Here is a 24,351-nt window from a genome sequence, read left to right as displayed (position 1 = left end):
GGCTGGCCACTCGGGTGCCCGTTGCGGCGTGTCGGGTGGGAAGAATTGCCGCCCGTGGACGCCGTGACGCTGAGTACTCTGCTGGCTGCCGCCGCGATGGCCGGGTGGGTTGATGCAGTGGTCGGTGGTGGCGGGTTGTTGCTGCTGCCGGCGCTGTTGGTGGCTGCCCCGGGGTTGCCGGTGGCCACCGCGTTGGGCACCAACAAGTTGGCTGCGATCTTCGGGACGGCCACGGCGGCGGCGACGTACGCCCGCAGGACCAAGGTCGACTGGCGGGTGGCGGCTCCGGCGGCGGGGGTCGCGGTGCTCAGCGCGGGGGTGGGTGCGGCGTTGGCCGGGGCGGTGCCGGCGTCGGCGTACCGGCCGGTCGTGCTGGTGGTTTTGGTGTCGGTGGCGGTGTTCGTGCTGCTGCGTCCCCGGATGGGGGTGGTGGCGGTGCCGGCGAGGCGGACCCCGGTGCGGGTGGGCGTGGTGATCGCGGTGGCCGGTGTGGGGATCGCCCTGTACGACGGGTTGATCGGTCCCGGGACCGGCACGTTCCTGGTGTTGGCGTTCACCGCTGTGGTGGGCGCGGACTTCGTGCACGGTTCGGCGATGGCGAAGGTCGTCAACGCGGGGACGAACCTGGGCGCGCTGGTGGTGTTCGGGGTGACCGGGCACGTGTGGTGGCTGTTGGGCGCGGGCATGGCGGTGTGCAACATCGCCGGCGCGGTGCTGGGGGCGCGGATGGCGTTGCGCCGCGGCTCCGGGTTCGTGCGGGTGGTGTTGCTGGTGGTGGTGGTGGCGTTGGTCGCGAAGCTGGGCCACGACCAGTGGGTGAGTTAGCCGCGGCGGCTGGGTGAGTCGAAGCGCCCGGCGCGGATCTCGCGCAGGGCCCGGCGGCGGGTGTCGCCGCGCAGGGTGTCGACGTAGAGCTTCCCGCCCAGGTGGTCGGTCTCGTGTTGCAGGGCGCGGGCCAGGAACCCGCTGCCGGCGATGGTCAGCGGCTCGCCGTGCTGGTCGACGCCGTGGGCGGTGGCGTGCAGGGCCCGCACGGTCGGGAAGTACAGCCCGGGGATGGACAGGCAGCCCTCCTCGTCGTCCTGGAGTTCGTCGGACAGCTCCAGGGTGGGGTTGATGAGGTGGCCGCGGTGCCCGTCGGCGTCGTAGACGAACACCTGGGCGCTGACGCCAATCTGCGGTGCGGCGACGCCGGCGCGGCCGGGGGCGCCGAGCAGGGTGTCCATCAGGTCGGTGACGAGGGCGCGTAGCTCCGCGTCGAAGGTGGTGACCGGTTCGCATCCGGTGCGCAGGACAGGGTCGCCGATGATCCGGATGGGCCGCATGGTCATGAGGTTCAGCGTATCGCCGTGCGGTGCCGCGGTCAGCGCCCGGCCAGTGTGGCGCGGATCGGGCTGGTTTTCGCGGCGGCCTCGGCGACCTCGGCGTGTGCGTCGCTGTCCCAGGTGATGCCGCCGCCGGCCCAGGTGTGCAGCCGCTGACCGTCGGCGGCGGCGGTGCGGATGGTCAGGCCGAGGTCGACGTGGCCCGGGGCGACCCAGCCCAGCGCGCCCATGCTGGCGCCCCGGCCGACGGGTTCGAGGGCGCTGATCTGGGCGAGGGCGGCGAGTTTCGGCGCGCCGGTGACGGAGCCGCCGGGGCAGGTGGCGCGCAGCAGGTCGGCGAGGCCGAGGCCGTCGTCGGCGGTGGCGCGGACTGTCGACTCGGCCTGCCACAGGTCGCACCAGCGGCGGACGGCGAACAGTTCGTCGACGGTGACCGTGCCGGTGCGGGCGATGCGGGCGAGGTCGTTGCGTTCCAGGTCGACGATCATGATGTGTTCGGCGCGTTCCTTGGCGCTGGCGAGCAGTTCGGCGCGGCCGGTGGCGGTGGCCGGGCGGGTGCCCTTGATCGGTCGGGTGATCACCTGCCCGTCGGTGACCTCGACGAGGGTTTCCGGGGAGGCGCAGCCGATGGCCCAGCCGTCGCCGGTGAGGATGCCGCCGTAGCGGGCGCCGGGGAGCGCGCCGAGGCGGCTCAGGGCGGGCAGCGGGTCGCCGGTGTAGGGGGCGGCGGCGTGGCCGACGAGGTTGCTCTGGTAGACGTCGCCGCGGCCGATGGCGGCGCGGACCGCGTCGACGGCGGCGGCGTGCTGGGCGGGGGTCCAGCTCTCGACCCAGTCGCCGAGGCGCCACTGCGGCGGTGGGCCGGGTCGGGTGACCCGGGGGGTGCCGTGCTGGTAGACGACGACGGCGAGGTCGGGCAGGGCCGGTGCGGGTTCGGGTGCCCCGGTGGGTGCGCCGGCCAGCAGCGCCCCGGCGGCGGCGGACAGGTACAGCGCCGCGCCGCAGACCCCGGTGCCGTGCTGGGTGGTGGCGGGTCGGGTCAGGTCGTGCAGGGGCAGGCCGTGCGCGGCGAGGAACTCCTCGGCGAGGGTCGCGGGGTCGCCGCCGTCGCCGCGGGACCAGTGCAGGCGGGCGCGTTCGGTCAGCGCACCTCGGCAGGCGGCCGGCGCGGCGGGTACATCGATCGACGCAGCGGGCCCGCTGTCCGCGGCCCACACGTGTGGGAGCGTTTCCACGCCGTACGGTCCAACCTTCCTCATCCGTTCAGTGGATTTCCCGTGCACCAGGCGGGCACCTGCTCGATGCTGGACACTTTCGCTTGGTACTGTGCGTCACTGGTCATGTGAACCATGACACAGTGCCCCCACAGTCCGGAGAACCCGATGTGCCAGCACCAACCGACCTGCCCCTCCGCTGAAGCCACCGACCGGGAAGCCGCGCGGGTCCTCGCCTGCTTCCGTGAGCAGGGCTGGAGCCTGCTCTGCAACGGTGTCATCGTCTTCGAGGACACCGGCGAGCTGCTTCCCGACGGCAGCAGCATCGCACCGCACCGCGGCCCCGCCCGCCACGCTCTCGTGGCCTAATCGACCACTCAGCGTCACCGTTTAGCCGCCGTCGACTCAGGCTAGTCCCCCGGTAAGGGACGTCCCCGCCCAGGTCGCAGCGGCTGCCGGGGCAGGCCGTACCGCCCGCCCCGGCGCGCCGTCGTCAGTCCTCGAACGCCTCCGGCGACGGGCACGAGCAGACCAGGTTCCGGTCGCCGTACGCGCCGTCGATGCGCCGCACCGGCGGCCAGTACTTCCCGGCCCGGTCCACCCCGGCCGGGTACGCGCCCACCGACCGCGGGTACGCGTGCGACCACTCGTCACCGCTGACCATCGCCGCGGTGTGCGGCGCGTTCGCCAGGGGGTTGTCCCCCGCCGGCCACGCCCCGGAACCCACCTGCTCGATCTCCGCGCGGATCGCGATCATCGCGTCGCAGAACCGGTCCAGCTCAGCCAGGTCCTCGCTCTCGGTCGGCTCCACCATCAGCGTCCCCGCCACCGGGAACGACATCGTGGGCGCGTGGAAGCCGTAGTCGATCAGCCGCTTCGCCACGTCGTCGACGCTCACCCCGGTCGTCTTCGTCAACGGCCGCAGGTCGAGGATGCACTCGTGGGCCACCAAGCCCTTGTTGCCGGCGTACAGCACCGGGAAGTACCCCCGCAGCCGCGCCGCCACGTAGTTCGCCGCGAGGACCGCCACACCGGTGGCCCGGGTCAGCCCCTCGGCGCCCATCATCCGCAGGTACGCCCACGGGATCGGCAGGATCCCCGCCGACCCGTACTTCGCCGCCGAGATCGCCGGCGTGGCGTCCACGTGTGCGCCCAGCGGGTCACCGGGCAGGAAGGGCGCCAGGTGCGCGCGCACCGCCACCGGGCCCACCCCGGGGCCACCGCCGCCGTGCGGGATGCAGAACGTCTTGTGCAGGTTCAGGTGCGACACGTCGGCGCCGAACTTGCCGGGCTTGGCGAACCCGACCAGGGCGTTGAGGTTCGCCCCGTCGACGTACACCTGCCCACCGGCGTCGTGGACCTTCGCGCACAGCGACGCGATGCCCGTCTCGTACACACCGTGCGTGGACGGGTACGTCACCATGATCGCGGCGAGCGCGTCACGGTGCTTGTCGATCTTCGCGTCCAGGTCCACGAGGTCGACGTTGCCGTTGTCGTCGCAGGCCACCACGACGACCCGCATGCCGGCCATCACCGCCGACGCCGCGTTCGTGCCGTGCGCCGACGACGGGATCAGGCACACGTCGCGGTGCGTCTCACCCCGCGACGCGTGGTACGAGCGGATGGCGAGCAACCCGGCCAGCTCGCCCTGCGAACCGGCGTTGGGTTGCACGCTCACCGCGTCGTAGCCGGTCACCTCGGCCAGCCACGACTCCAGCTGACCGATCATCTCCCGGTACCCGACGGTCTGCGCGTCCGGCGCGAACGGGTGGATGTTCGCGAACTCCGCCCAGCTGACCGGCTCCATCTCGGTGGTCGCGTTCAGCTTCATCGTGCACGACCCGAGCGGGATCATGCCCCGGTCCAGGGCGTAGTCGAAGTCCGACAGCCGCCGCAGGTAGCGCAGCATCGCCGTCTCCGAGTGGTGACTGCGGAACACCGGGTGGGTCAGGAAGTCCGAGGTCCGGGTCAGGTCGACCGGCAGGGCCGCGTCCACGTCGCCGTCGAACGCGGGCACCCCGAACGCCGCCCACACCTGCGTCAGGTGCGCGTCGGTGGTGGTCTCGTCGCAGGACACCCCCACCCGGTCGGCGTCGACCAGCCGCAGGTTGACACCGCGGTCCGCGGCGGCGGCCACCACCTCGGCGGCAGCGCCCGGCACCGTCGCGGTGACGGTGTCGAAGAACGCGACGTCCGCGACGTCCACCCCACCGGCGCGCAGACCGGCCGCGAGCCGCGCCGCCATCGCATGGGTACGCGTAGCGATGTCGCGCAGCCCGTCCGGGCCGTGGTAGACGGCGTACATGCCGGCCATCACCGCGAGGAGCACCTGCGCGGTGCAGATGTTGCTGGTCGCCTTCTCCCGCCGGATGTGCTGCTCACGGGTCTGCAACGCCAACCGGTAGGCCGGGTTGCCGTCCGCGTCGCGCGACACCCCGACCAGGCGCCCGGGCAGCATCCGCTCCAGGCCCGAGCGCACCGCCAGGTAACCGGCGTGCGGCCCACCGAAGCCCATCGGTACGCCGAAACGCTGGGTGGTGCCGGCGGCGATGTCCGCGCCGATCTCCCCCGGTGCGCGCAACAGCGTCAACGCCAGCAGGTCCGCCGCGACGGTGACGAGGGCGCCAACGGCGTGTGCGGCCTGCACGAGGCCGGCGTGGTCGCGTACCGCCCCGGACGCCCCCGGGTACTGCAGGTGCAGGCCGAAGAACTCCGCCGGCAACTCGTCGCGTTGCACGTCGAGGACCCGCACGTCGATGCCGAGCGGCACCGCCCGGCTGGTGATCACCGCGATGGTCTGCGGCAGGGCGTCGGCGTCGACGACGTACACGCCGCTCTTGCTCTTGGAGGCCCGCCGCGCCAGGGTCATCGCCTCCGCCGCCGCGGTGCCCTCGTCGAGCATGGAGGCGTTCGCGGTGGCCAACCCGGTCAGGTCGGTGACCATGGTCTGGAAGTTGAGTAGCGCCTCGAGGCGGCCCTGGCTGATCTCCGGCTGGTACGGCGTGTACGCCGTGTACCAGGCTGGGTCTTCGAGGACGTTGCGGCGGATCACGGCCGGGGTGTGCGTGCCGTGGTACCCCAACCCGATCATGGAGACGGCGACGGTGTTACGCGCCGCGAGGGCCCGCAGCTCGGCGATCGTCTCGGCCTCGGTGGCCGGGTCGGGCAGGTCGAGGGTGCCGTGCCAGCGGATCACCTCGGGGATCGCGGCGTCCATCAGCTCGTCGATGGAGCCGTGCCCGACGACCTCCAGCATCCGACGCTCATCGTCGGGACCGGGACCGATGTGACGGGTGGCGAACTGCTCTACGGTCATAGGGGCACTCCCGGGGCGAGGTCGACGTGTCGGCCTCCCCCTCTGTCGCACCCACGCAGGGCACTCCACAGTGCCTGCCCACGAGGTCCTTTTGCCTGAGAGGTTCCGGGGAGGATTTGCCCCTTCGGCGCCGCCCTGCGTGCTGTCGGGTGGTCTCTCCCACGTGGGTGTTACCGGCGTGGTCAACGCTACCAGCGTTGGTGTTTCCGGCGGATGTCCTACCCCCGGGCCGGGTGCCCACCCGGGCTGCGACGCGTCACACCCCCAGCGGCGCCCCGGCGCCGACCCGCCCGGCCAACTGCGGCAGCACCGCGCCCAGCGGCGCGTCGACGCACACTGTGGCGTACCCGTCACCACGTGTCGGCCCCTGGTTGACGATCGCGACCGGGATGCCCCGTTTCGCGGCCCGAATCACGAACCGGCGCCCCGACATCACCGTCAACGACGACCCGAGCACCAGCAACGACCGGGCCTGCTCCACGGCCGCGAAGCACCGCGTCACCCGCTGCGGCGGCACCGTCTCACCGAAGAACACCACGTCCGGTTTCAGCATCCCGGTGCCGCAGATCCCGCAGTCCACCGGCCGAAACGCGGCCACCTGCTCATCAGGGAGATCAACATCACCGTCCGGGTTGACCGCGGCGACGCGGGCCACGAACTCCGGGTTGGCCTCGCGTAACCGCCGGTGAAGCTCCTCCCGGGAGGTCAGGTTGCCGCAGTCCAGGCAGGTCACCTCGTCGAGGCGGCCGTGCAACTCGATCACCGACGGGCTGCCGGCCGCACCGTGCAGACCGTCGACGTTCTGGGTGATCACGGTGTCGACCAGCCCGGCGAGTTGCAGCCCGGCCACCGCCCGGTGCCCGGCGTTGGGCGCCGCGCCCGCGATCAACCGCCAACCCAGGTGGCTCCGCGCCCAGTAACGCCGCCGGGCCAGGGGATCGCCGGTGAACGCCTGGAAGGTCATCGGCGTGTGCCGCCGCGCCACCCCGCTGGGCCCCCGGTAGTCCGGAATTCCCGACTCGGTGGACAGGCCGGCGCCGCTGAGCACCACCACCCCGCCACCGGCCACCAGCGAGGTCAACGCGTCGAAACTCTCCATCACCTCTCCATGCTGCCTCAACCCGTTCACCAACGCCGAGCCCCGCGCCGGGCGGGTGGGCGGCCCCACCCGGCGCGGGGCTCGGCGGCGCAGGCGACGGCTACACCGCGACGACGTCGGCGACGACGCAGGCGATGTTGTCCGGCGCCCCCTCGGCCCGCGCCAACTCGATCAGGCCCCGCACCGTGTCCTCGGGATCGTCAGTCGCGGCCAACGCCGACCCCAGATCGGCCCGGTCGACGACGGCGGACAGCCCGTCGGAGCACAACAGATACCGGTCACCCGGCAACGCGGTACGCAGCGCCAGATCCGCCTCGACCTGCCGGCCGCCACCGAGGGCGCGCACCAGCACCGCGCGCTGCGGATGCGCCGCGGCCTGGTCCCGGTCGAGCCGGCCCTGATCAACCTGGGCCTGCACCCAGGTGTGATCCTGCGTGAGCAGCGACAGCTCACCGCCGCGCAGCAGGTAGGCCCGGGTGTCACCGACGTGCGCCAGCGCCAGCCGGGAACCGCTGAGCAGCAACGCGGTCAGTGTGGTGACCGGCTGGTCGGTGTCGGTGGCCAACGCGTGCACGGCGCTGTCGGCGTCGCTCACCGCACCGGCCAGCAACGTCAGCAGGTCGGCGGCCGGCACGTCGGCGGACGCCAACGGCTTCAGGGCGTCGACGGCGGCGGCGCTGGCGGCCGCCCCGCCGGGCCCCCGCATACCGTCGGCCACGGCGAGCAACCGCCCGCTGGCGTACGCGGTGTCCTCGTTGCTGTCGCGCACCAGCCCGCTGTCACAACCGGCGGCGCAGCGGACGGCAACTGTGGGACTCGGGTCAGACATGGTGGTGCCCCCTTCAGACAGGTGGTCCACGAGGAGGGTCGCGAGCCGGGCGCGCGCCGCGGTGTCGGCGCTGACCTGCCGCCAGTACGCGGTGACCGCCTCAGCCGCCGCCGCGGGCTCCAGGCCGCACACCACCCGGATCGTCGCCAACGGCATACCGAGCCGACGCAACTGGGCGACCAGCCGAGCCACCGGCAGCTGACCCGGGTCGTAGAGCCGGTAACCGGACTCCGGATCGACAGCGGCCGGCACCAGCAGCCCCACCTGGTCGTACAGGCGCAACGCCTTCGGTGTCAGCATCGCCGCCCGGGCGAACGCCCCGATGGTCATCAGCCCCACGTCGGCATCCTCCTCGCACCGGTCACGGCGACCGGCACCCACCAGGCTCAGGGTTACCCGAAGGTCAAGGTCAAGCCGGTGACGCCGGTAGGTTGGGCGCATGCGCGTCGTCATCGCCGGAGGCCACGGCAAGATCGCCCTACTGTTGCAACGCCACCTCGTCGGGCGCGGCGACACCGCCGTCGGCCTCATCCGCAACCCCGAGCAGACCGCGACGCTACGCGCCGCCGGCGCCACCCCCGTCGTCTGCGACCTGGAACACACAGCACTCGAACAGGTTGCCGAGCACCTGCACGGCGCCGACGCGGTCGTCTTCGCCGCTGGTGCGGGCCCCGGCAGCGGCGCCGCCCGCAAGGACACCGTCGACCGGGCCGCCGCCGCGCTGCTCGCCGACGCCGCCACCCGCGCCGGTGTCCACCGCTACCTGCTCGTCTCCTCCATGGGGGTGGACACACCACCCGCTCCCGGCACCGACGACGTGTGGGCGGCGTACCTGCGCGCCAAACGCGCCGCCGAGGACGACCTGCGCCGCCGCGACCTGGCCTGGACGGTGCTGCGACCCGGCCAGCTCACCGACGACCCACCCACCGGGCGGGTCACCCTCACCCCCCACGCCGGCCGTGGCGCGATCAGCCGCACCGACGTCGCGCACGTCCTCGCCGCGCTGCTCGACGAACCGCGCACCACCGGCGCGACACTGGAACTCGTCGACGGGCCCACCCCGATCGCCGAGGCCGTCCGCGCCGCCGCCAGCTGACCACCCGCCGGGGGTCGCCCTCAGCCGCCCGGGCGGTGCGCGGCGACCAACACCGGCCCGCCGGGGACCGTCGGAAAACGCCGAACGTCACCCAACCCGGCCCCCGCCAGCACCTCCGCCATCCGGTCGGCGTCGAACGCGTTGCCGCCGTTGCGCACGGCGTTCCACCGGTTGACGGCCGCCCGCAACGGGTCCCCGGCCGGCGGATTGGTGCCGGCCACCAGCCAGCCACCGGGCCGCAGCGCCTGCACCAGCCGCGGCAACGCGACCGTCAACGTCTGCTGGGGAAGAAACGGCGCCGGCACCCACACCAGGTCGTACCCGCCCGGCTCGGCCACCTCCGCCACGTCCTGACGGCGCAGACTGATCCGGTCCGCGACATCGCCCGCCTCGGCCAGCTCCCCGCCGGCCAGGTCCAACGCCCGTTGCAGCACGTCGATGCCCACCACCGACACCCGGGGCAACGCGCGCGCCAGGGCAACAGCCAACGCCGCCACACCGGTGCCCACGTCCAGCACCCGGGCGTCCGCCGAGTCCAGACGCTCCGGCCAGCCCCGCCAGCTCGGGCACCACCCGGTTCGCCAACGCCCGGCCGGTCGCCGCCGACGCCCGACCCTGATGCAGCAACACCTCGTCGTCCACCTGCGCCCAGCCGGCCCCACCACCGCGGGAAGGCTCCTGCGCCGCCGCGGCGACCGCCTGCCGCAGCGAACTCAACCGCGCCTGCACCGCGCTGCGCCCGGTCTGCCCGTCGGCGGGCACCAGCGACGGGTGCGCGACCGGCGCCCCGCCGTCCCAGGACAGCAGACCGGCGGCCTCCAGCACCGCGCTGCGGTGCGGCGACGCCGCGAGGACCTCGGCGAGCGGAGCCGACAGGGCGTCACTCATGGTGCCGACCGCGGCCGCCAACGCCCACGCCGACGCCTCCAACGTGGCCAGCGGGTCCGCTGACCCGCCGGGTGGGGACGGTGATACTGACACGACGGCGCCTCTCCCAAGGGGCGGGCCACGGGTCAGCCCCGCCTGACCCCTCCGACTATGCCACCGCCGCCAGCGCGTCGGGTGGGGTCCCCGTCACCGCACCCCACCCGGCCACTCAGCGCTGCTGGTGCCGCGGCAACGCCGACTGACCCACCACGCCACCAGCGAACGGCGCACCCGGGGTCTCCGCCGCGATCCGATCCATCGTGCGCGCCAACTGCTCACTGCCGTCGTCGAGATGCCGCGCCGCCGCCTGCATGTGCGACACCATCATCTCGCCGAAGATCCGCAACGCCTCCCGGGTCGCCACCGTGTCGTCGAAGCTCGGCCCCGCCGCGCTGCGGTACTCCGCCACCGCCCGCTCCGCCTCCTGCTTCGCCTCCGCCTCCGCCGCGTGCAGGTAACTCTCGTACTGCACCCGGGCGTACTCGGCGACCCGACGCGCGTAGTCATGCGCCTGCGCGATGATCTGCTCGGCCTCCCGCTGCGCCGCCGACAGCAGATTCACCTCCCGCGCCGCCGGAACCTTCGCCGCCGCCCCCGTACTCGGAATCACCCCGTGCCGGTGCAACTCCACCCGGTCGTTCAGCCGCTCGTTCTCCGCCCGCAACGTCGCGATCTGCGTCGCCAACAGGTCCAACTCGTCAGCGACCTGCACCCGGAACCGGTCCACGTCAGCGTTGTCGTAACCACGCCGAGCGAACGACGCAGCGCCGAACTCCCACCGCCGAACCCGATCGGCGGTCATCCGCACCTGCACACCACCGGAAACCTGCACCCCGTCATACCGACTGATCGGCGTCGCACTCACCTGTGCAGACCTCCGTTCGCGACCGCCGGGCTCGCAAGCTCACTCGTCGCGCTCACCTGTGCCCACCTCCCGAAGTGTCACCCGCAGCCGACTGCTGCACCGCCGTCCGCCACGCCGGCCCGTACCACTGCGCGCCCAGGCCCTCGTGGTGCACCTGACCCGCGTGGTAACCCGCCTGCACCAACGTCCGCACCGCGTACGACACCATCTCGTCCGACCCACACACGAACACATGCCGGGACCGCCAGTCACCGTCGGCCAACGCCCGGTCCACCGCCTGCACGAACTCCCCCGGCCGGTGCACGTCGGCACCGACCACGTACGTCACCGTCAACCACGAATACGACGACGCCAACTTGTCGATCGCGTCGCTGTCGTAGAACTCGCTGCGGGACCGGGCCCCCACGTACAGGTCCACCCGCCGACGGGAACCCTCCGCGGCCACCTGCTCCACCAACGCCTTCACCGGCGCCCAGCCGGTACCCGACACCAACAGCAACAGGTCACTGGAGCCCGCCGACCACAACCCCAGCCGATCCCCCACCGGCGCCGCCAGGTGGATCCGATCCCCCACCGCCGACCCGTACACCAGCCGCGACGACACCGCGCCACCCGGCGCGGCCCGCACATGCAACTCCAACGTGCCGTCCGCCCGCGGCGCGTTCGCCGGCGAGTAGTACCGCCACGACCGCACCGACGGGTGCGACACACCAATCGACTGACCCGGCGTGAACGGCAACAGGTACTGCGGACGCACCGTCAACACCGCCACGTCGAACGCCCGCCGCTCATGCGCCACGATCTCCGCCACCCACCACGGCGGATTGACCGCCTCAGCGGCCTGCGCGGCCTCCATCATCACCTGGGCGACCAACCCGTACGCGGCCGTCCAGTCCGCAGCCAACTCGTCGGTCCACTGCTCGGCGAGGAAATGCTGCAACGTCGCGACGAGGGCCTCACCGACCGCCGGATAGTGCTCCGCGCGGACCGCGAACTTGCGGTGATCCGCGCCGAGATCCTGCAGGAAACCCACCAGCCGGTCCACCTGGTCCACGTTGGACACGATGTGACCCAACGCGGTCACGAGACGGTCCCGCTGACCGGCCATGTTCGTGGGGAACATCTGCCGCGTCTCGGGATGAGCGAGGAACAACGTCGAGTAGAAGTAGAGCGGCACCTGGTCGCCGTGACCGGCGACCACCGACCAGCTCTGCTTGAGGCGAGCCGCGTCCACGCTCAGGCGCCCGACCTGTTCCCGGCAGCCACCACCTGGCCCTGCACCTGCCCCAGCACTGTCTGCACATCGGCGAGGATGTCCGCCGGCACCCCCAGCTCGGTCAGCGTCACCGTCAGGTGCTCGCCCACCTTCGCGTAGTGCCCCACCGTGATGTTCAACGGCTGGTGCGCCTCGGCCAACCCGCGACCCGTGTACTCGTTCGGGCCACCCAGCACCACAGTCAACATCAACGCCAGATGCCGCCGCTGACCCGCCATGTCCACGTCAGCGAAATAGCCCGCCAACTCCGGGTCCGCGAGCACCTTGTCGTAGAACAGCTCAACCGCTGCCTTGACCGAACTGGCACCGCCAATACGGTCGTAGTGCGAGGCGGGAGCAGTCTCTTCCGTAACCGTCACGGTCGTTCCTTCCGGGGATGAAGGGTCCAGAACCGTGAGGGACCATAGCGTGTCGACCGCCTCCGGTCAGCGCCCCCATATCGGATACCCGACAACACGCCGACACGTTGCGTCACCACTACCGTTGGGTATCTCCACAATGGGCCACCAACACGACACCCACGGTATCCACAGTGGACCGACAAGCCCGACAGAACCCCGCCACCGTCACCGACGGTCGCGAGAAAACAACCGGAAAAAAACCGAAAGACCGAACGGTCAGCCGGCGCGCCGCCGCGCCCGCCGCGCCGCCAACTCGTCACCCACCGGATCCGAGCCCGACGCCACCGCCGGCTCCACGGGACCACTCGTCGCCGGCTCCGCCGGCAGATGCGACAACGACCCCTGGATCTCCTTGAAGGCCCCACCGATCGCGATGCCGAAGACCCCCTGGCCACCCTGCAACAGGTCCACCACCTCCTCCGGAGACCGGCACTCGTACACCGTCGTCCCATCAGAGATGAGCGTGATCCCCGCCAGATCCTCCACACCACGCGACCGCAACGCCTCGATCGCCTTACGGATGTTCTGCAGGGACACCCCCGCATCCAACAACCGCTTCACGACCTTCAACACCACCAGGTCCCGGAACGAATACAACCGCTGCGTCCCCGAACCCGAGGCGTCACGAACGCTCGGCACCACCAGCGTCGTCCGCGCCCAGTAATCCAACTGCCGGTAACTGATGCCCACCGCGTGGCAGGCCGTCACACCCCGGTAGCCAACCGAACCGTCACCCTCAGCCGCCACACCTGGCGACGAGGCACCCGACTCGTCGAACTCTGCACCCGGATCGGAATCCCGCGGCTCGTGCATCCGGACAACCTCCCCGTCAGTGTGGCGACGCATCGTTTCCTCCGACGCGCACCCCTCGACATGGAAACCCTATCGCCACCGTCAGGGGTTACCACGGAGGAACCGACGCGACACGCCGCGCAGCCACCGAGAAAGATCACCAACCGAGCCCAGGCACACCTCAGCCCGCGAAATCCTCCGGACGCACCTGCTCCAGGAACTCGCGGAACTTCTCCACCTCGTCCTCCTGCTCATCAGGGATAACGATCCCCGCCTCGCTGAGGACCTGCTCCGCACAACGAATCGGCGCACCAACCCGCAACGCCAACGCGATCGAATCGCTCGGCCGCGCCGACACCCGCACCCCATCGCCGATCAACAGATCCGCGTAGAAGACGTTCTCCTTCAGCTCGGTGATCTCCACCGCCTGCAAGGGCGCCTTCAACGCCGCCAACACATCCCGCAGAAGATCATGCGTCAACGGCCGGGCCGGCTTGACCCCCTGCTGCTCATAAGCGATAGCCGTGGCCTCGACCGCGCCGATCCAGATCGGCAGATAGCGGTCCCCCTCGACCTCCCTGAGCAGGACGATCGGCTGGTTGCTGGGCAGCTCCACCCGAACTCCGACCACGCTCAGCTCGCGCACCGCCGCCTCCGTGTCGTTGTCACCTACGCCGCACCGCGCCCTTCCCTGCACCGTACACGGACCGCAACACGGCCGTCCCACGCGCTACAGCACCACGCCCGCGCCGAAAAGGGGTTACCCCGGCAAGCCTACGGCACGCTTCCCGGAAGAGATCTTTCCGCTCAGCCGCCACCCACCGGGCACCCTCACCGACCCAACGTCGACCGCAGCCCCACCCGCACCAACGCGGCGTGCAACTGCTCCGACAACGCCACCAACTCCCGCGCCGTCTCCGCCGCCCGCGCCCGCGCCGCCGGATCACTCTGCCGTGCCAACGGCGCCACCAACTGCGCGAACAAACCGACCTCCCGGTCCGCCGCCGTCCGATAACCCCGCAGGTGCCGCGGCTCCAACCCGTACGCCGCCAACCCCGCCACCGCCGACGCGATGATCAGCGCATCCGCGTCATACCAACCCGGCGGATCCGACACCAGCACACCGAGCCGCTCCAACTCCACCAACGTCGACTCGTCGATCCCACTGCGCGCCACCAGATCCGACCGGCCGAGCCGCACCTGCGACGACTCGGCCGGCTCCGCCAACTCACGACCCGGCACCGCACCATCAGGACCAACCGCCACCAATGCCGGCCGCGACCGCCCCGGCTGCTCACCGGACGAATCCCACTGGGCCAACTGCTCCCGGATCACCCGCAACGGCAGGTACTTGTCCCGCTGCGCGGTCAACACGAACCGCAACCGCGCCACATCGTCCCAGCTGTACTTCCGGTAACCCGCCGCCGTCCGCTGCGGCTCGACCAAACCCTCGGCCTCAAGAAACCGCAGCTTCGAAATCGTGGTATCCGGAAAATCCACCCGCAACTGCCCAAGCACCTCACCGATGCTCATCAGCGGCTCAGACCGAGCCGCCCCGGGTGACATGGAGGCCGCAGGCTCGTTCACCCCCGGCCGGCCTCCTCCTCCGGGCGCGGACCGGCGATGAACACCACCCGGAACTTACCGATCTGGACCTCGTCACCATTACTCAACGTGGCCGCCTCAACCCGCTCACGATTGACGTACGTGCCATTCAGGCTGCCCACGTCCCGCACCGTGAACGTCCCACCATCACGGTGGAACTCCGCGTGCCGACGCGACACCGTCACGTCATCCAGGAAGATGTCACTGTCCGGGTGCCGGCCACTGGTCGTCACATCGTGGTCCAACAAGAACCGGGCACCCGCATTCGGACCTCGACGAACCACCAGCAGCGCCATACCCGGCGGCAACGAACCGGACATCCGGCTCGGCACCACATCGGTATCCGGCCCCTCCAGCACTTCGTCGAGCGAACCGAGATTGAGCGTCGAAGTGACGTCGAGTGGGGGGAACTCGTCGTCTGGCCGCGTCATGGGACCACCTCACGGATCTGTTCGGTCGGCGTCGGGTAATGGCGGGTCTGGCCGCCGGGCACTTGAACACCCGGCGGCTGGCTCCCCGTGCCCGGGAAGGCAATTCCGCAACGCTCAACTATTGGGTTCTCGGTCGACTGGGCGAGCCTAGCCAGCGCCGAAATGCAGGGCAACCGGACGCGCGCAGACATCCCACGCACCGGATCAAGCACACTCAGCCTTCGGTGATCTTCTGATACGCGGCCGCCGTCAGCAACCCATCCGTCGCAGTCGGATCATTCGGCGTGATCTCCACCAACCAACCCTCACCGTACGGATCAGTGTTGATCAGCTCAGGCGTGTCAGCCAACGCGTCGTTGCGCGCCGCCACCGTACCGGCCACCGGCGCGTAGATCTCCGACACACTCTTGGTCGACTCGATCTCACCCAACGAGTCACCGGCCGCGACCACCGCACCCGCCTCGGGCAACTGCACGTACACGATGTCACCGAGCGCGTCCTGCGCGAAGTGGGTGATGCCGACCCGGACCGAAGCCGTGCCGTCACCCGCCACCCACTCATGTTCGGCGGTGTATCGCAGATCCTCGGGAATCACCAGTCGCGTCCTTCATCCATCGGTGCCCCGGACCACCCGGGTCCGGCGCGGCCGCGCCGGTCAGGAGACCGGACGGGCGTGTTCCAACTTGATCGGCACGTGCAGCGCCGAAACCTCGGCAACCTCACGCTCCCCAAACGTCACGTTACCGCCGTCACCCCGGACCGACGCCACCACCCCACCAGGAATGTTCAACGCCGTACGCATCGTCGCCGGATCACCGATCACCGTGATCGTGTACGGACCCGACAACCGGCGCCCCTCCACCATCAACGACCCGTTGTCATCGAGGAAGTACGTCGACGCGATGATCCGCACCGTCGCCCGATCCCCACCGGAGATCTGCAGCGCCTCAGCGCCCGCACCACGCAACTCCTGCACCGCGTCCAACACCCGGTTCGCCGAGATCGGCTTCAGCCCCGAGTCGAACTGCACAGTCAACCCCGGACCCACCGCCGGCAACGTCCCCGCCAGGATGCCCAACTCGTCCGCCCGCCGCGTCGCCTCATCCAACGCCGCCTGACGACCCTGCTCACCCGACTGCAACTGCCGCTGACTGTCCTCCAGAGCCCTGATGTCCTGCTGCAGGCGGTTCTCCCGCGCATCCAGATCCGACAGGATCCGAACCAGGTCCTCCTGCCGGGTGGCACCCAGCGTCGGGTCCGTCGACGTCGTCTTCAACTGCACGACCAACGTGAACCCCAGCAGCGCCAACAACGCGGCGATCATCACCCCGGCCGCACTCCACCGGGACCGACCAGCCACCACCGGCTCCGCCGACTCGCCCACCGGCTCCGCCGACCCGTCGGAACCCGCGGCCGGCTGCTCACCATCCGCGACCGGCCGCTCCCCCGACCGCGACATCGCGCTCAGATCCACCGTCGCACCATCGTCGACCGGCTCCACACGCGGCTCGGCCGCGGGCTCGCCATCGGCCGGCTCCGCCGGCCCCTGCGGCGCCAACGGGCTCAACTCATCCGGATCCGGCGCATCAGGCCGCGGATCCGGCTCACCCGCCGGCCCACCCGGCCGCACCGGACCCGCCGGCTGCGGCCACCCGGTCCCCGTGTCGGTCTGCTCGTCACTCATCGCAACCCAACCTACGCCCGGAACAGGTGCCGACGGATCGCCGCCACGTTGCCGAAGATACGCACACCCAACACAACGACCACACCGGTGGACAACTGCCCACCCACCCCCAACTGGTCACCCAGATACACGATCAGGCCAGCCACCAGCACGTTCGAAATGAACGACACCACGAACTGCTTGTCGTCGAAGATGCGGTCCAACCGGGCCCGCACCCCACCGAACACCGCGTCCAACGCGGCCACCACCGCGATCGGCAGATACGGCTGCAACGCCGCCGGCACCGTGGGATCAAGCCACACGCCCAGCACCACACCGGCGAGCAACGCCAGCACCGCGATCATCGGCCACCTCCGGAGGGGCTAACAGTCGTCGCCGGACCAGACGACCCGGGACTGCCGGACCGGACACCCGATGCGGAAGGGCTCGGACTGACCGACGGCTTGGCGTAGCGTAGCTGCGGCTCCGGCGCCGCCGGCAGGGTGAGGTCATCCGCCTCCCGCACACCGAACGACAACCCCGTCCCCTGCGCGACCTTCCGCATCAGCGCCGCGTTCCGGCTCTCCTCGAACTCGCGCCGCATCGAACCCGGCCCGATCGCCGACACCTCGTACGGTCCGGTCACCGGCCGGAAATCCACCAGCATCGCCTCACCCGCCGACCGGATCGTCGACGTCGCCGTCAACCGCTGCCCGTTGATGGCGATCGCCTCCGCCCCAGCACTCCACAACGCGTTCGCCACACCCTGCAGGTCGCTGTAGAGCACCCGCGGCGGCCCAGCGCCGGCACCGGTGACCGCGTCCGCCTTGTCCGGCGCATCCGCCAACCGCACCACGACACCATCACCGCGCACCCGACCCAGCCCGGTGCTCGCCTCCAGGTTGCGCAACCGGGCGGCGGCCGACCCGCTCAACGCCGCGTCCCGCTGCCGACTGACCTCCTCGCGCAGCTGGTCCGCCTGCGTGGACAACCGGTCGGTCTGGCTCTCCCGCTCCTTGATCTGCGCCACCAGACCCGAACGGGCCTGGCTCCGCCCCGGCTCGTCCGCCATCGTCTGTCGGTACGCGACAGCGAACAGGAAACCGAGCATCACCACCACGACCAGGCTCACCGACCGCGCCGGCAAGGCCCGCCAACCGCGCGCCGGAGCGGTCTCCGCCGAGCGCCGACGCGCGGCAGCGGCGTCCGCATACCCCGGATCCAGCGGGTTGCGGAACAACTCGGTGAGGAAATCCGGCGCGTACACCCGGTCCTGGCCGGGTTTTCCCAGCCGCGGCGCGCTCACGCCGCCGCTCCCGGACCGCGCGCCGCGCGCACCAACCGGGCCGCCTGCACGACGTACATCCCGCCGGCCACCCAGTAGAGCACCAGCCCCCACCAGGCCAACGCCCAACCGATGGCGCTCGCCGCCGTCGCCACGTCGGTCGCCGCGCTGGCCAACAGCAGTACCGGGAACGCCGCGAGCAGCAGGAACGTGGCGGTCTTGCCCACGTAGTGCACCGGCGGCGGCCCGTACCCGTAGCGGCGCAGTACGGCCAGCGAGGCCAGCAGGAGCACCTCACGGGCCAGCAGCGCGGCGGTGAACTGCCACGGCACCACCTCCCGCGCGGTGAAGGCGACCAGGGTGGCGAGGATGTAGAGCCGGTCGGCGAGCGGGTCGAGCAGCTCGCCCAGGCGGCTGACCTGGTGCAGGCGGCGGGCGATCCAGCCGTCGACCCAGTCGGTGGTGCCGCCGATGGCCAGCACCACCACCGCAGCAACGTCGGCCCGCGCCACCAGGAACAGGTAGAGGAAGAGTGGCACGCCCAGCAGCCGCCCGAAGCTGATCAGGTTGGGCACTGTGAGGACCTGGTTGCCGGGAGTCTCGGCACCGGTGTCCCGCGGTTGCTCTGCCCGAGCCGGCCGACGCGACACCGATCCTCCTCCACGGCACGCGGGCCCCCCGCCGACGCCGGGCGCGGCTGAGGGTCGTACGCGCTGTCGGGCCGACCAGCGCCGGCTCTCCCCTGCGGCCCCGGTCGGGGCCCCTTCCCCTGATGCGGCCCGCGATCTCGATGATCGCGGGCCGGGTAGGTGCGCTGCCACTATATCGGGCTCCCTCTCCCTGGCCGGGCGCCGCCGCGTGCTGTGGGCGCGGCTGTGCCGCACTGTGGCGTGGATCACCACGCGTAAAGCGTCCTAGGATACTAGTGAAAGGGGGACGGCGTTCAGGCCGTCTGCACGGCGGGATCGGTCTGCTGCTCGGGCGTCGACGTCGCCGCCCGAGCGAACCCGACCAGCGCCAGCAACAGCTCGTGCTGCATCCGCGCCGGCATCCGGTCCAACACCGCCTGCACCGCGCGCTGCCGCCGCTCGGCCAACTCCCCCAACAGGGTCAGCGCCGCAGCGGTCGGCACCAACCGCACCTCACGCCGGTCACGCGGGTCGGCCACCCGACGCAACAGCCCGGTCGCCTCCAGCCGGTCGCACAGGCGGCTCGCCGACGAGGGCACCACGTCCAGCAACTCCGCCAACCCGTTGACGTTGGTCTCCGGACGACCACTGATCAGCGTGAGCACTCTCAGCTGGGTGGGCGGCACCTGATGCCGGGCCGCGGCCGACTCCAGCACGGCGATCAGCGTCCCGGCGGCCGCGTCGATCGCCGCGGCGAGATCCGCAGGTCGCTCCACCTGATGTCCCCTGCCGTCGTCGCGCTGGTGCCCGCCCGGCAACGCGGCGGCGAATCTCACCCCGTGCCCCGTTCGCGCGGACCGCGCCAGTCCAGACAGACCACGACGGCGTCGTCGCGCAGATCGGAATCCGCGTGATAGGCGTGCAGTTCGCGCATCACCGTACCAACCGCCTCGGCTGGTGGCTGCAGCCGCGTGGCGCGCAGGGAGCGAGCCATCACCCGCTGCCCGTACGGCTCCTGACCGGGCGGCTCGGCGGCCCACACCCCGTCACTGACCACGAAGAGCCGGTCACCCGGTTCGAGTTGCACCTCCTGAAGCTCGTAGCGGGTCTCGGCGAACATGCCCAGCGGCAGTTGCTGATCCAGCTTCATCGGCTCGACAGTGGACCCCCGCATCCGCAACAGATGGGGGGAGCCCGCGTCGACAGCCCGCACCCGGCCGAGGCGAGTGTCCACCTCCAGCAGCAGGGTGGCCACGTACCGGGCGCCCCGGTGTTGGTAGAAGACCGTGTCCGAGGCCAGCTCGGCCTGTTCCACCAGGCCGCCACCGGAGCGACGCGCGTTGCGCATCGCGTTGACGGTGACGGCGGTCAACAGGGACGCCGCAAGCCCACTGCCCTCGCCGTTGAGCACCGTCACTGTGAGACGGTCGCCGTCCAACGACCAGTCGAAGTGGTCGCCGCCGACGGTGTACGCCGGTTCGAGCTGGCCGGCCAGCTCGAACGCGTGGTGGGACACGCCACGACCGGGCAGCAGGTCCCACTGCATCTCGGCGGCCATCGTCAGTCGCTCCCGACGGCGGGCCCGCCGGTAACGGTCCGTCTCCCGGTCCGCCGCGCGCATCGCCACGGCCAGGGCGCCCGCGATGTCCGTGGCCCGACCGGTGACCGTCGCGTTCGGAACTGTCGGAAGCTCGATCAGCAGCACACCCAACCGCTCCCCCCACACAGTCAACGGCAGGTAGAGCCGGCAGGCGCCTTCACCGTCGCGTACCGGCTGCTGGCTGCTGAAGCAGCGCTGCGCCATTGTGTGACAGGCCAGGAAGCCGCCCGCCGGCAGGTCCGGGTCCAGCACCGGCCAGAGGCCGCTGATCCGGTAGTCGGCGACGAAGACGTCGGTGCGCAGCGCGCCCATCGAGGACCGGATCGCCCGGTCCGCCGCCTCCGCCAACTGGTCGGGGGGAGCCTCGCGCAACGCGCGCGACACCACGTCCGGCGCGTCTACCATCGTCGTCCTCCCCAGAAGCTTGCTACAGGGCAAGCATCATACGGACGCCGCCGGACGGATGATCGGCGCGGTCAGTCACCCGCGCGGGTCGCGAGCACACCGTGGAACGCGTCGGGCACCCGTGCCGGCGGGCCTTCCGGCCGCCACTCGGCGACCGGGACGATCCCGTCCGTCGTCGGCGCCCACCGACCCAGCAGGGGCGCGAACGCCGCCGGTGGACGCATCCGGAACTGCGGCCCCATCATGGCCAGCGCCTGCGGGTGGCCGGCCAGCTCCTCGGTGTCGAAGTCCACCGCGAGCAGGCTACCCGGGGCCGCGGCAGCGTACAGCTCGTCGAGGGTGCGGGTCAGCGTGGCGTCGTCGAGGAACGCGGCCAGGCCGAGGAAGACCACCCCGACCGGTCGCCGGCCCCAGCCCGGCACGAAACGGTGCAGCTGCGCCGGGTCGACGGTGCCGATGTCCGTCGCGTCGCCGAAGCCGTAGCCGGCCCGGTCGCTGCCGGCGAGGATGCTCTGTCCCAGTCGGATGGTGACCGGGTCGACGTCGGTGTAGAGCACAGTCGCGTCGGTGGCGACCTCGTGCACGTTGCCCATCGTCGGCACCCCGGCGCCGAACACCAGGAACCCGTCCACGCCCTGGGCGGCCATCTCCCGCACCGCCCGGCCCAGGAACGCCCGCAGCTCACGGAACACCGGCGCGCACGGTCCGTACGCCTGCTCGAAGGCGTTCGCGGCGGCCACGTCCACGGGGAAGTGATGCTGCCCGCCGAGCCAAAAGTCGATCATGCGAGCGGTGCTCGGCTGGTCTGGTTCACCCATCGGCGGCGCTCCCTCCCCGGTCGTCGCCAGCGTACCGACCGGGACGCGCTCAGCGGTATCGCGGCGCGAGGCCGCCCCGGCCCGCGATACTGGCCGCGAGCGGAGGTGGGCGGTGAACTCGGCGAACAACGCGGCGGTGGTGGTCGGCGTCGACGGCTCGGAGTCGGCGCTGCGCGCCGTGCGTCTCGCCGCGACCGAGGCGGCACGCCGGCACCGACCGCTGCGGGTCGTGCACGGCTTCATCTGGCCGCTGCTGCACGTACCGGTCTCCCCCGCCCCGGACGCGCCGCCCGGCGGTGGGCTGCGCCACCGGGCCGAGGAACTCGTCGAGGCCGCGGTGCGCGAGGCCGAGGCGACAGTGCCCGGGTTGTCGATCTCCGGCGAGATCATCGACGGTGAGGCCGCCGCGGTGCTGGTGGGCGAGTCCCCCACCGCCGCACTCATCGTGCTCGGCGATCGCGGGTTGGGTGGGTTCTCCGCGCTGCTCGTCGGCTCGGTCGCGGTGCAGGTCGCCGCGTACGCCGACTGCCCGGTGCTGGTCGCGCGCGGCACGCAACGACCCGACGAGCCGGTCCTGGTCGCTGTGGACGGCTCGGACGCCTCCCGCCGGGCGGCGGACTTCGCCGCCGAGACCGCCGTGTCGCTCGGCGTGCCGCTGGTGGCGGTGCACGCCTACCGACACCCCGGCAGCAGCGGTCCGGGCGACATGCAACCCCTGGTCTACGACGAGGCGACGCTGCGCGGCGAGCAGGAGCGGATGCTCGCCGGGTGGCTGACCGGGCTCACCGAGGAGCACAAGGGTCTGCGGTTGACCTGCCAGGTGGTGCACGGCCGACCCGGCACCGTGCTCGCCGAGGCGTCCCGCTCCGCCCAACTGGCGGTCGTCGGTGGGCGTGGGCGCGGCGAGGTGACCGGGTTGCTGCTGGGGTCGGTCAGCCAGTCGATGCTGCACCACGCGCAGTGCCCGGTGGTCGTGGTCCGCGCGCCCCGGTAGCGCCCAGGGGTTGGTCCGCCACCAGACGGGTAGACGGCCGCGGTACGCCCAGCGGACGGTGGGCAGCACCAGGTGCCCAGACCGACGAAGGAGGCAGAGATGCCAGGACCACGGCCGGGCAGTAACGCGTACGACAAGCAGCGCGCGCGGTTGCGCAACGCGATTGACGACTCGGGGCGTCGGGTACCCGACGGCAAGGCCAACCAGGTCGCGAACCGGATCCTCCAGGAGGATCGCGGTCAACGGGGCGTGGTGCGCGGTGAGCGGACGTACGGCCCGAAGAGCGAGCGCGAACCGGGCGACCCGAAGTGAGGACTGTCGACGTGGCCGACGGCGCGATCGCGGGCGCCGTCGGCAGCACAGCGCTGAACGTGGTCAGCTACCTCGACATGGCGCTACGGGGACGGCCGGAGAGCGACGTCCCCGAGGAGACCGTCGACCGGCTGGCCGGGATCGCGCACGTGGACCTGGGGAACGGGGCCCGGGCGGCCAACCGCCGCTCGGGCCTCGGGCCGTTGATCGGTTACGGGCTGGGCGTCGCCGCGGGCGTCGGGTTCGCGCTCTACGCCGGTGGTCGACGTCAGCCGTTGCCGGTGGCCACCGGTCTGCTCGGCGCGGGCGTGATGACAATGACCGACGGGTCGATCACGGTGCTCGGGATCAGCGACCCGCGTACGTGGCGGCGCTCCGACTGGATCTCCGACATCATCCCGCACCTCGCGTACGGACTGGCGGCCGCCGCCACCTGGAACAGGTTGCGGCGGCCGCCAGCCCGCGGTCGCTAGCCCATCGGTCAGCGGGTGTCGCTGTCGTCCTCGGCCACCGTCTCACCGGCCGGGCCGTACGGCGACACCTGCCCCTTGGGCACCGGTCGACCCTGGTCGCCGCGCGACGTGCCACGGTTGCCCGGATGCCCGCCCGGGGCGGGGCCCTTGTTGTCCTGGCTGGTCGCGCCCAGCGCGTTGCGGCGCAACTCTGGCTGCTGCGGGTTCGTCACGGGGTGTCTCCCTCCGGTACGGCAGGCGGCATCGACCGCCTCCACGGTCGGCATACCCGCCTGCCCCGGTGGCATTCCGGCAGCGGTCGGCGGTGCGACGGCTAGCGGGGCATCAAGTGGGTAACCCGACGGCGTGGGCAATGATCGAAGTGTGGTGCGGGTGCTGCTCGACCGGCGTGGCCGCACGTACGCGGAGGAGGCCGGCATCCGGCTCTCCGACCGGCCGGGGCCGCTGTATCAGTTGCTGGTGCTGGCCACGCTGCTGAGCACCCGGATCCGCGCGTGCGTGGCGGTGGACGCCGCGCGGGAGCTGTTCGCCGCCGGGTACCGCACCCCGCAGGCCATGGAGGCGGCCAGGTGGCAGGAGCGTGTCGACGCGCTGGGCCGGGGCCACTACCGCCGGTACGACGAGCGGACGGCCACCATGCTCGGCACCGGCGCCCGGCTGTGCCTGGAGCGTTGGCACGGCGACCTGCGACGCCTGCACCGGGAGGCCCAGGGCGACCCGGCCGGGCTGCGGCGGCGGCTCACCGAGTTCCCCGGCATCGGCCCCACCGGCGCTGACATCTACCTGCGCGAGGCGCAGACGGTCTGGTCGGACGTGCGCCCGTACGCCGACCGTCGGGCCCTGGCCGGGGCGAAGCGGCTGGGCTTGCCGGGGTCCCCGGACCGCCTCGCCGGCCTCGTCGACGAACCGGACTTCGGCCGGCTCGCGTCAGCGCTGGTACGAGTGGCGCTGGGTGAGGAGTCCGCCGGTGAGGTCGCCCGCGTCGCCGCCCGCTGA

29 protein-coding genes and 1 riboswitch are annotated in these 24,351 nt (G+C 71.7%); of the genes, 7 read left to right on the top strand and 22 right to left on the bottom strand.

All coding sequences use genetic code 11. The annotated features are described in order from the left end of the window. Window positions 1-54 precede the first annotated feature (54 nt). Window positions 55-825, top strand: a complete 771-nt coding sequence (locus MED01_RS18390; RefSeq protein ID WP_308193508.1) for a sulfite exporter TauE/SafE family protein — start codon at window positions 55-57, stop codon at window positions 823-825. Here the strand turns inward: MED01_RS18390 and MED01_RS18385 are convergent. Both MED01_RS18385 and MED01_RS18380 read right to left on the bottom strand, forming a co-directional pair. Next, window positions 822-1,331: a peptide deformylase gene (locus tag MED01_RS18385; RefSeq protein WP_091398002.1), complete on the bottom strand. Its 510-nt coding sequence runs from the start codon at window positions 1,329-1,331 to the stop codon at window positions 822-824. The genes MED01_RS18390 and MED01_RS18385 overlap by 4 nt on opposite strands. A gap of 32 nt (window positions 1,332-1,363) precedes the next feature. Next, on the bottom strand, window positions 1,364-2,584 hold the full coding sequence (locus MED01_RS18380) for a chorismate-binding protein (RefSeq protein ID WP_372493675.1): 1,221 nt from the start codon (window positions 2,582-2,584) through the stop codon (window positions 1,364-1,366). A gap of 123 nt (window positions 2,585-2,707) precedes the next feature. Here MED01_RS18380 and MED01_RS18375 point away from each other — a divergent pair, with 123 nt between their 5' ends. Then, window positions 2,708-2,908 carry a DUF5999 family protein gene (locus tag MED01_RS18375; protein WP_007460326.1) on the top strand — a complete coding sequence of 67 codons (201 nt, stop codon included), beginning with the start codon at window positions 2,708-2,710 and terminating at the stop codon, window positions 2,906-2,908. A gap of 124 nt (window positions 2,909-3,032) precedes the next feature. Here MED01_RS18375 and gcvP read toward each other — a convergent pair whose 3' ends face one another. The 3 genes from gcvP to MED01_RS18360 form a co-directional block, all read right to left on the bottom strand. Continuing rightward, on the bottom strand, window positions 3,033-5,855 hold the full coding sequence (gene gcvP / locus MED01_RS18370) for an aminomethyl-transferring glycine dehydrogenase (protein WP_238669790.1): 2,823 nt from the start codon (window positions 5,853-5,855) through the stop codon (window positions 3,033-3,035). A 73-nt stretch (window positions 5,856-5,928) separates the two neighbouring features. Continuing rightward, window positions 5,929-6,027, bottom strand: a riboswitch (glycine riboswitch). A gap of 84 nt (window positions 6,028-6,111) precedes the next feature. Continuing rightward, a complete protein-coding gene (locus MED01_RS18365) occupies window positions 6,112-6,954 on the bottom strand; it encodes an NAD-dependent protein deacetylase (protein WP_238669789.1) in 843 nt (280 codons plus the stop codon). A 100-nt stretch (window positions 6,955-7,054) separates the two neighbouring features. After that, window positions 7,055-8,122 (bottom strand): MerR family transcriptional regulator, encoded by a 1,068-nt coding sequence (locus MED01_RS18360; RefSeq protein WP_238669788.1) that lies wholly within the window; start codon window positions 8,120-8,122, stop codon window positions 7,055-7,057. Between the two features lie 100 nt (window positions 8,123-8,222). Between MED01_RS18360 and MED01_RS18355 the strand changes: the two genes are divergently transcribed. Beyond that, the gene (locus MED01_RS18355; protein WP_238669787.1) at window positions 8,223-8,879 is read left to right on the top strand and encodes an SDR family oxidoreductase; all 657 of its coding nucleotides are present in this window, start codon (window positions 8,223-8,225) and stop codon (window positions 8,877-8,879) included. A gap of 20 nt (window positions 8,880-8,899) precedes the next feature. Here MED01_RS18355 and MED01_RS18350 read toward each other — a convergent pair whose 3' ends face one another. From MED01_RS18350 to MED01_RS18275, 16 genes are all read right to left on the bottom strand, one after another. Then, on the bottom strand, window positions 8,900-9,541 hold the full coding sequence (locus MED01_RS18350; protein ID WP_308193512.1) for a class I SAM-dependent methyltransferase: 642 nt from the start codon (window positions 9,539-9,541) through the stop codon (window positions 8,900-8,902). Between the two features lie 434 nt (window positions 9,542-9,975). Next, window positions 9,976-10,671 (bottom strand): DivIVA domain-containing protein, encoded by a 696-nt coding sequence (locus MED01_RS18345; protein ID WP_238669785.1) that lies wholly within the window; start codon window positions 10,669-10,671, stop codon window positions 9,976-9,978. Between the two features lie 52 nt (window positions 10,672-10,723). Further along, window positions 10,724-11,905, bottom strand: coding sequence for a globin domain-containing protein (locus MED01_RS18340; RefSeq protein WP_238669784.1), 1,182 nt, complete (start codon window positions 11,903-11,905; stop codon window positions 10,724-10,726). Window positions 11,906-11,907: 2 nt separating this feature from the next. After that, complete coding sequence (locus MED01_RS18335; RefSeq protein ID WP_091397976.1) at window positions 11,908-12,306, bottom strand: group I truncated hemoglobin; 399 nt, start codon at window positions 12,304-12,306, stop codon at window positions 11,908-11,910. A 258-nt stretch (window positions 12,307-12,564) separates the two neighbouring features. Continuing rightward, window positions 12,565-13,161, bottom strand: coding sequence for a MerR family transcriptional regulator (locus MED01_RS18330; RefSeq protein WP_196923083.1), 597 nt, complete (start codon window positions 13,159-13,161; stop codon window positions 12,565-12,567). Window positions 13,162-13,321: 160 nt separating this feature from the next. Further along, complete coding sequence (locus MED01_RS18325) at window positions 13,322-13,786, bottom strand: bifunctional nuclease family protein (RefSeq protein ID WP_030327706.1); 465 nt, start codon at window positions 13,784-13,786, stop codon at window positions 13,322-13,324. Between the two features lie 185 nt (window positions 13,787-13,971). Beyond that, on the bottom strand, window positions 13,972-14,673 hold the full coding sequence (gene ftsR / locus MED01_RS18320; RefSeq protein ID WP_238669783.1) for a transcriptional regulator FtsR: 702 nt from the start codon (window positions 14,671-14,673) through the stop codon (window positions 13,972-13,974). A 50-nt stretch (window positions 14,674-14,723) separates the two neighbouring features. Beyond that, on the bottom strand, window positions 14,724-15,176 hold the full coding sequence (gene odhI, locus MED01_RS18315) for an oxoglutarate dehydrogenase inhibitor Odhl (protein ID WP_007071101.1): 453 nt from the start codon (window positions 15,174-15,176) through the stop codon (window positions 14,724-14,726). Window positions 15,177-15,390: 214 nt separating this feature from the next. Next, window positions 15,391-15,771, bottom strand: coding sequence for a glycine cleavage system protein GcvH (gene gcvH / locus MED01_RS18310; RefSeq protein ID WP_091397961.1), 381 nt, complete (start codon window positions 15,769-15,771; stop codon window positions 15,391-15,393). Window positions 15,772-15,831: 60 nt separating this feature from the next. Continuing rightward, complete coding sequence (locus MED01_RS18305; RefSeq protein ID WP_238669782.1) at window positions 15,832-16,860, bottom strand: DUF881 domain-containing protein; 1,029 nt, start codon at window positions 16,858-16,860, stop codon at window positions 15,832-15,834. Window positions 16,861-16,871: 11 nt separating this feature from the next. Beyond that, a complete protein-coding gene (locus MED01_RS18300) occupies window positions 16,872-17,204 on the bottom strand; it encodes a small basic family protein (RefSeq protein WP_030327710.1) in 333 nt (110 codons plus the stop codon). Beyond that, entirely contained in the window at window positions 17,201-18,145 is a 945-nt protein-coding gene (locus MED01_RS18295; protein WP_238669781.1) for a DUF881 domain-containing protein, read from the bottom strand. The genes MED01_RS18300 and MED01_RS18295 overlap by 4 nt, the downstream gene beginning before the upstream one ends. After that, window positions 18,142-18,774 (bottom strand): cardiolipin synthase ClsA, encoded by a 633-nt coding sequence (clsA, locus tag MED01_RS18290; protein ID WP_238669780.1) that lies wholly within the window; start codon window positions 18,772-18,774, stop codon window positions 18,142-18,144. The genes MED01_RS18295 and clsA overlap by 4 nt, the downstream gene beginning before the upstream one ends. A 293-nt stretch (window positions 18,775-19,067) precedes the next feature. Beyond that, a complete protein-coding gene (locus MED01_RS18285; protein WP_238669779.1) occupies window positions 19,068-19,529 on the bottom strand; it encodes a MarR family winged helix-turn-helix transcriptional regulator in 462 nt (153 codons plus the stop codon). Between the two features lie 56 nt (window positions 19,530-19,585). Then, window positions 19,586-20,758 carry a PP2C family protein-serine/threonine phosphatase gene (locus tag MED01_RS18280; protein WP_238669778.1) on the bottom strand — a complete coding sequence of 391 codons (1,173 nt, stop codon included), beginning with the start codon at window positions 20,756-20,758 and terminating at the stop codon, window positions 19,586-19,588. Window positions 20,759-20,829: 71 nt separating this feature from the next. Beyond that, on the bottom strand, window positions 20,830-21,576 hold the full coding sequence (locus MED01_RS18275; protein ID WP_238669777.1) for an SAM-dependent methyltransferase: 747 nt from the start codon (window positions 21,574-21,576) through the stop codon (window positions 20,830-20,832). Window positions 21,577-21,688: 112 nt separating this feature from the next. Between MED01_RS18275 and MED01_RS18270 the strand changes: the two genes are divergently transcribed. From MED01_RS18270 to MED01_RS18260, 3 genes are all read left to right on the top strand, one after another. After that, a complete protein-coding gene (locus tag MED01_RS18270; protein ID WP_238669776.1) occupies window positions 21,689-22,570 on the top strand; it encodes a universal stress protein in 882 nt (293 codons plus the stop codon). A 99-nt stretch (window positions 22,571-22,669) separates the two neighbouring features. Beyond that, window positions 22,670-22,882, top strand: coding sequence for a phosphatidylethanolamine-binding protein (locus MED01_RS18265; protein ID WP_088948250.1), 213 nt, complete (start codon window positions 22,670-22,672; stop codon window positions 22,880-22,882). Further along, the gene (locus MED01_RS18260) at window positions 22,879-23,355 is read left to right on the top strand and encodes a hypothetical protein (protein ID WP_238669775.1); all 477 of its coding nucleotides are present in this window, start codon (window positions 22,879-22,881) and stop codon (window positions 23,353-23,355) included. Before MED01_RS18265 ends, MED01_RS18260 begins: the two co-directional genes overlap by 4 nt. Before the next feature lie 8 nt (window positions 23,356-23,363). Here MED01_RS18260 and MED01_RS18255 read toward each other — a convergent pair whose 3' ends face one another. Further along, window positions 23,364-23,567: a hypothetical protein gene (locus MED01_RS18255; protein ID WP_238669774.1), complete on the bottom strand. Its 204-nt coding sequence runs from the start codon at window positions 23,565-23,567 to the stop codon at window positions 23,364-23,366. A 133-nt stretch (window positions 23,568-23,700) separates the two neighbouring features. Between MED01_RS18255 and MED01_RS18250 the strand changes: the two genes are divergently transcribed. After that, complete coding sequence (locus MED01_RS18250) at window positions 23,701-24,351, top strand: HhH-GDP family DNA glycosylase (protein WP_238669773.1); 651 nt, start codon at window positions 23,701-23,703, stop codon at window positions 24,349-24,351.

It is taken from the genome of Micromonospora alfalfae (assembly GCF_022230925.1).
Lineage (GTDB): Bacteria > Actinomycetota > Actinomycetes > Mycobacteriales > Micromonosporaceae > Micromonospora > Micromonospora alfalfae.
The sequence above is the reverse complement of the archived record's forward strand: the minus strand, read 5'-3'. Positions and strand labels throughout refer to the sequence as shown.

Bases quoted from the DNA above. Each gene is read 5' to 3' on its own strand.
- MED01_RS18385 (WP_091398002.1), bottom strand. From the start codon at position 1,331: ATGACCATGCGGCCCATCCGGATCATCGGCGACCCTGTCCTGCGCACC.
- MED01_RS18380 (WP_372493675.1), bottom strand. From the start codon at position 2,584: ATGAGGAAGGTTGGACCGTACGGCGTGGAAACGCTCCCACACGTGTGG.
- MED01_RS18375 (WP_007460326.1), top strand. From the start codon at position 2,708: ATGTGCCAGCACCAACCGACCTGCCCCTCCGCTGAAGCCACCGACCGG.
- gcvP (WP_238669790.1), bottom strand. From the start codon at position 5,855: ATGACCGTAGAGCAGTTCGCCACCCGTCACATCGGTCCCGGTCCCGAC.
- MED01_RS18365 (WP_238669789.1), bottom strand. From the start codon at position 6,954: ATGGAGAGTTTCGACGCGTTGACCTCGCTGGTGGCCGGTGGCGGGGTG.
- MED01_RS18355 (WP_238669787.1), top strand. From the start codon at position 8,223: ATGCGCGTCGTCATCGCCGGAGGCCACGGCAAGATCGCCCTACTGTTG.
- MED01_RS18330 (WP_196923083.1), bottom strand. From the start codon at position 13,161: ATGCACGAGCCGCGGGATTCCGATCCGGGTGCAGAGTTCGACGAGTCG.
- ftsR (WP_238669783.1), bottom strand. From the start codon at position 14,673: ATGAGCATCGGTGAGGTGCTTGGGCAGTTGCGGGTGGATTTTCCGGAT.
- odhI (WP_007071101.1), bottom strand. From the start codon at position 15,176: ATGACGCGGCCAGACGACGAGTTCCCCCCACTCGACGTCACTTCGACG.
- MED01_RS18305 (WP_238669782.1), bottom strand. From the start codon at position 16,860: ATGAGTGACGAGCAGACCGACACGGGGACCGGGTGGCCGCAGCCGGCG.
- MED01_RS18300 (WP_030327710.1), bottom strand. From the start codon at position 17,204: ATGATCGCGGTGCTGGCGTTGCTCGCCGGTGTGGTGCTGGGCGTGTGG.
- MED01_RS18280 (WP_238669778.1), bottom strand. From the start codon at position 20,758: ATGGTAGACGCGCCGGACGTGGTGTCGCGCGCGTTGCGCGAGGCTCCC.
- MED01_RS18275 (WP_238669777.1), bottom strand. From the start codon at position 21,576: ATGGGTGAACCAGACCAGCCGAGCACCGCTCGCATGATCGACTTTTGG.
- MED01_RS18265 (WP_088948250.1), top strand. From the start codon at position 22,670: ATGCCAGGACCACGGCCGGGCAGTAACGCGTACGACAAGCAGCGCGCG.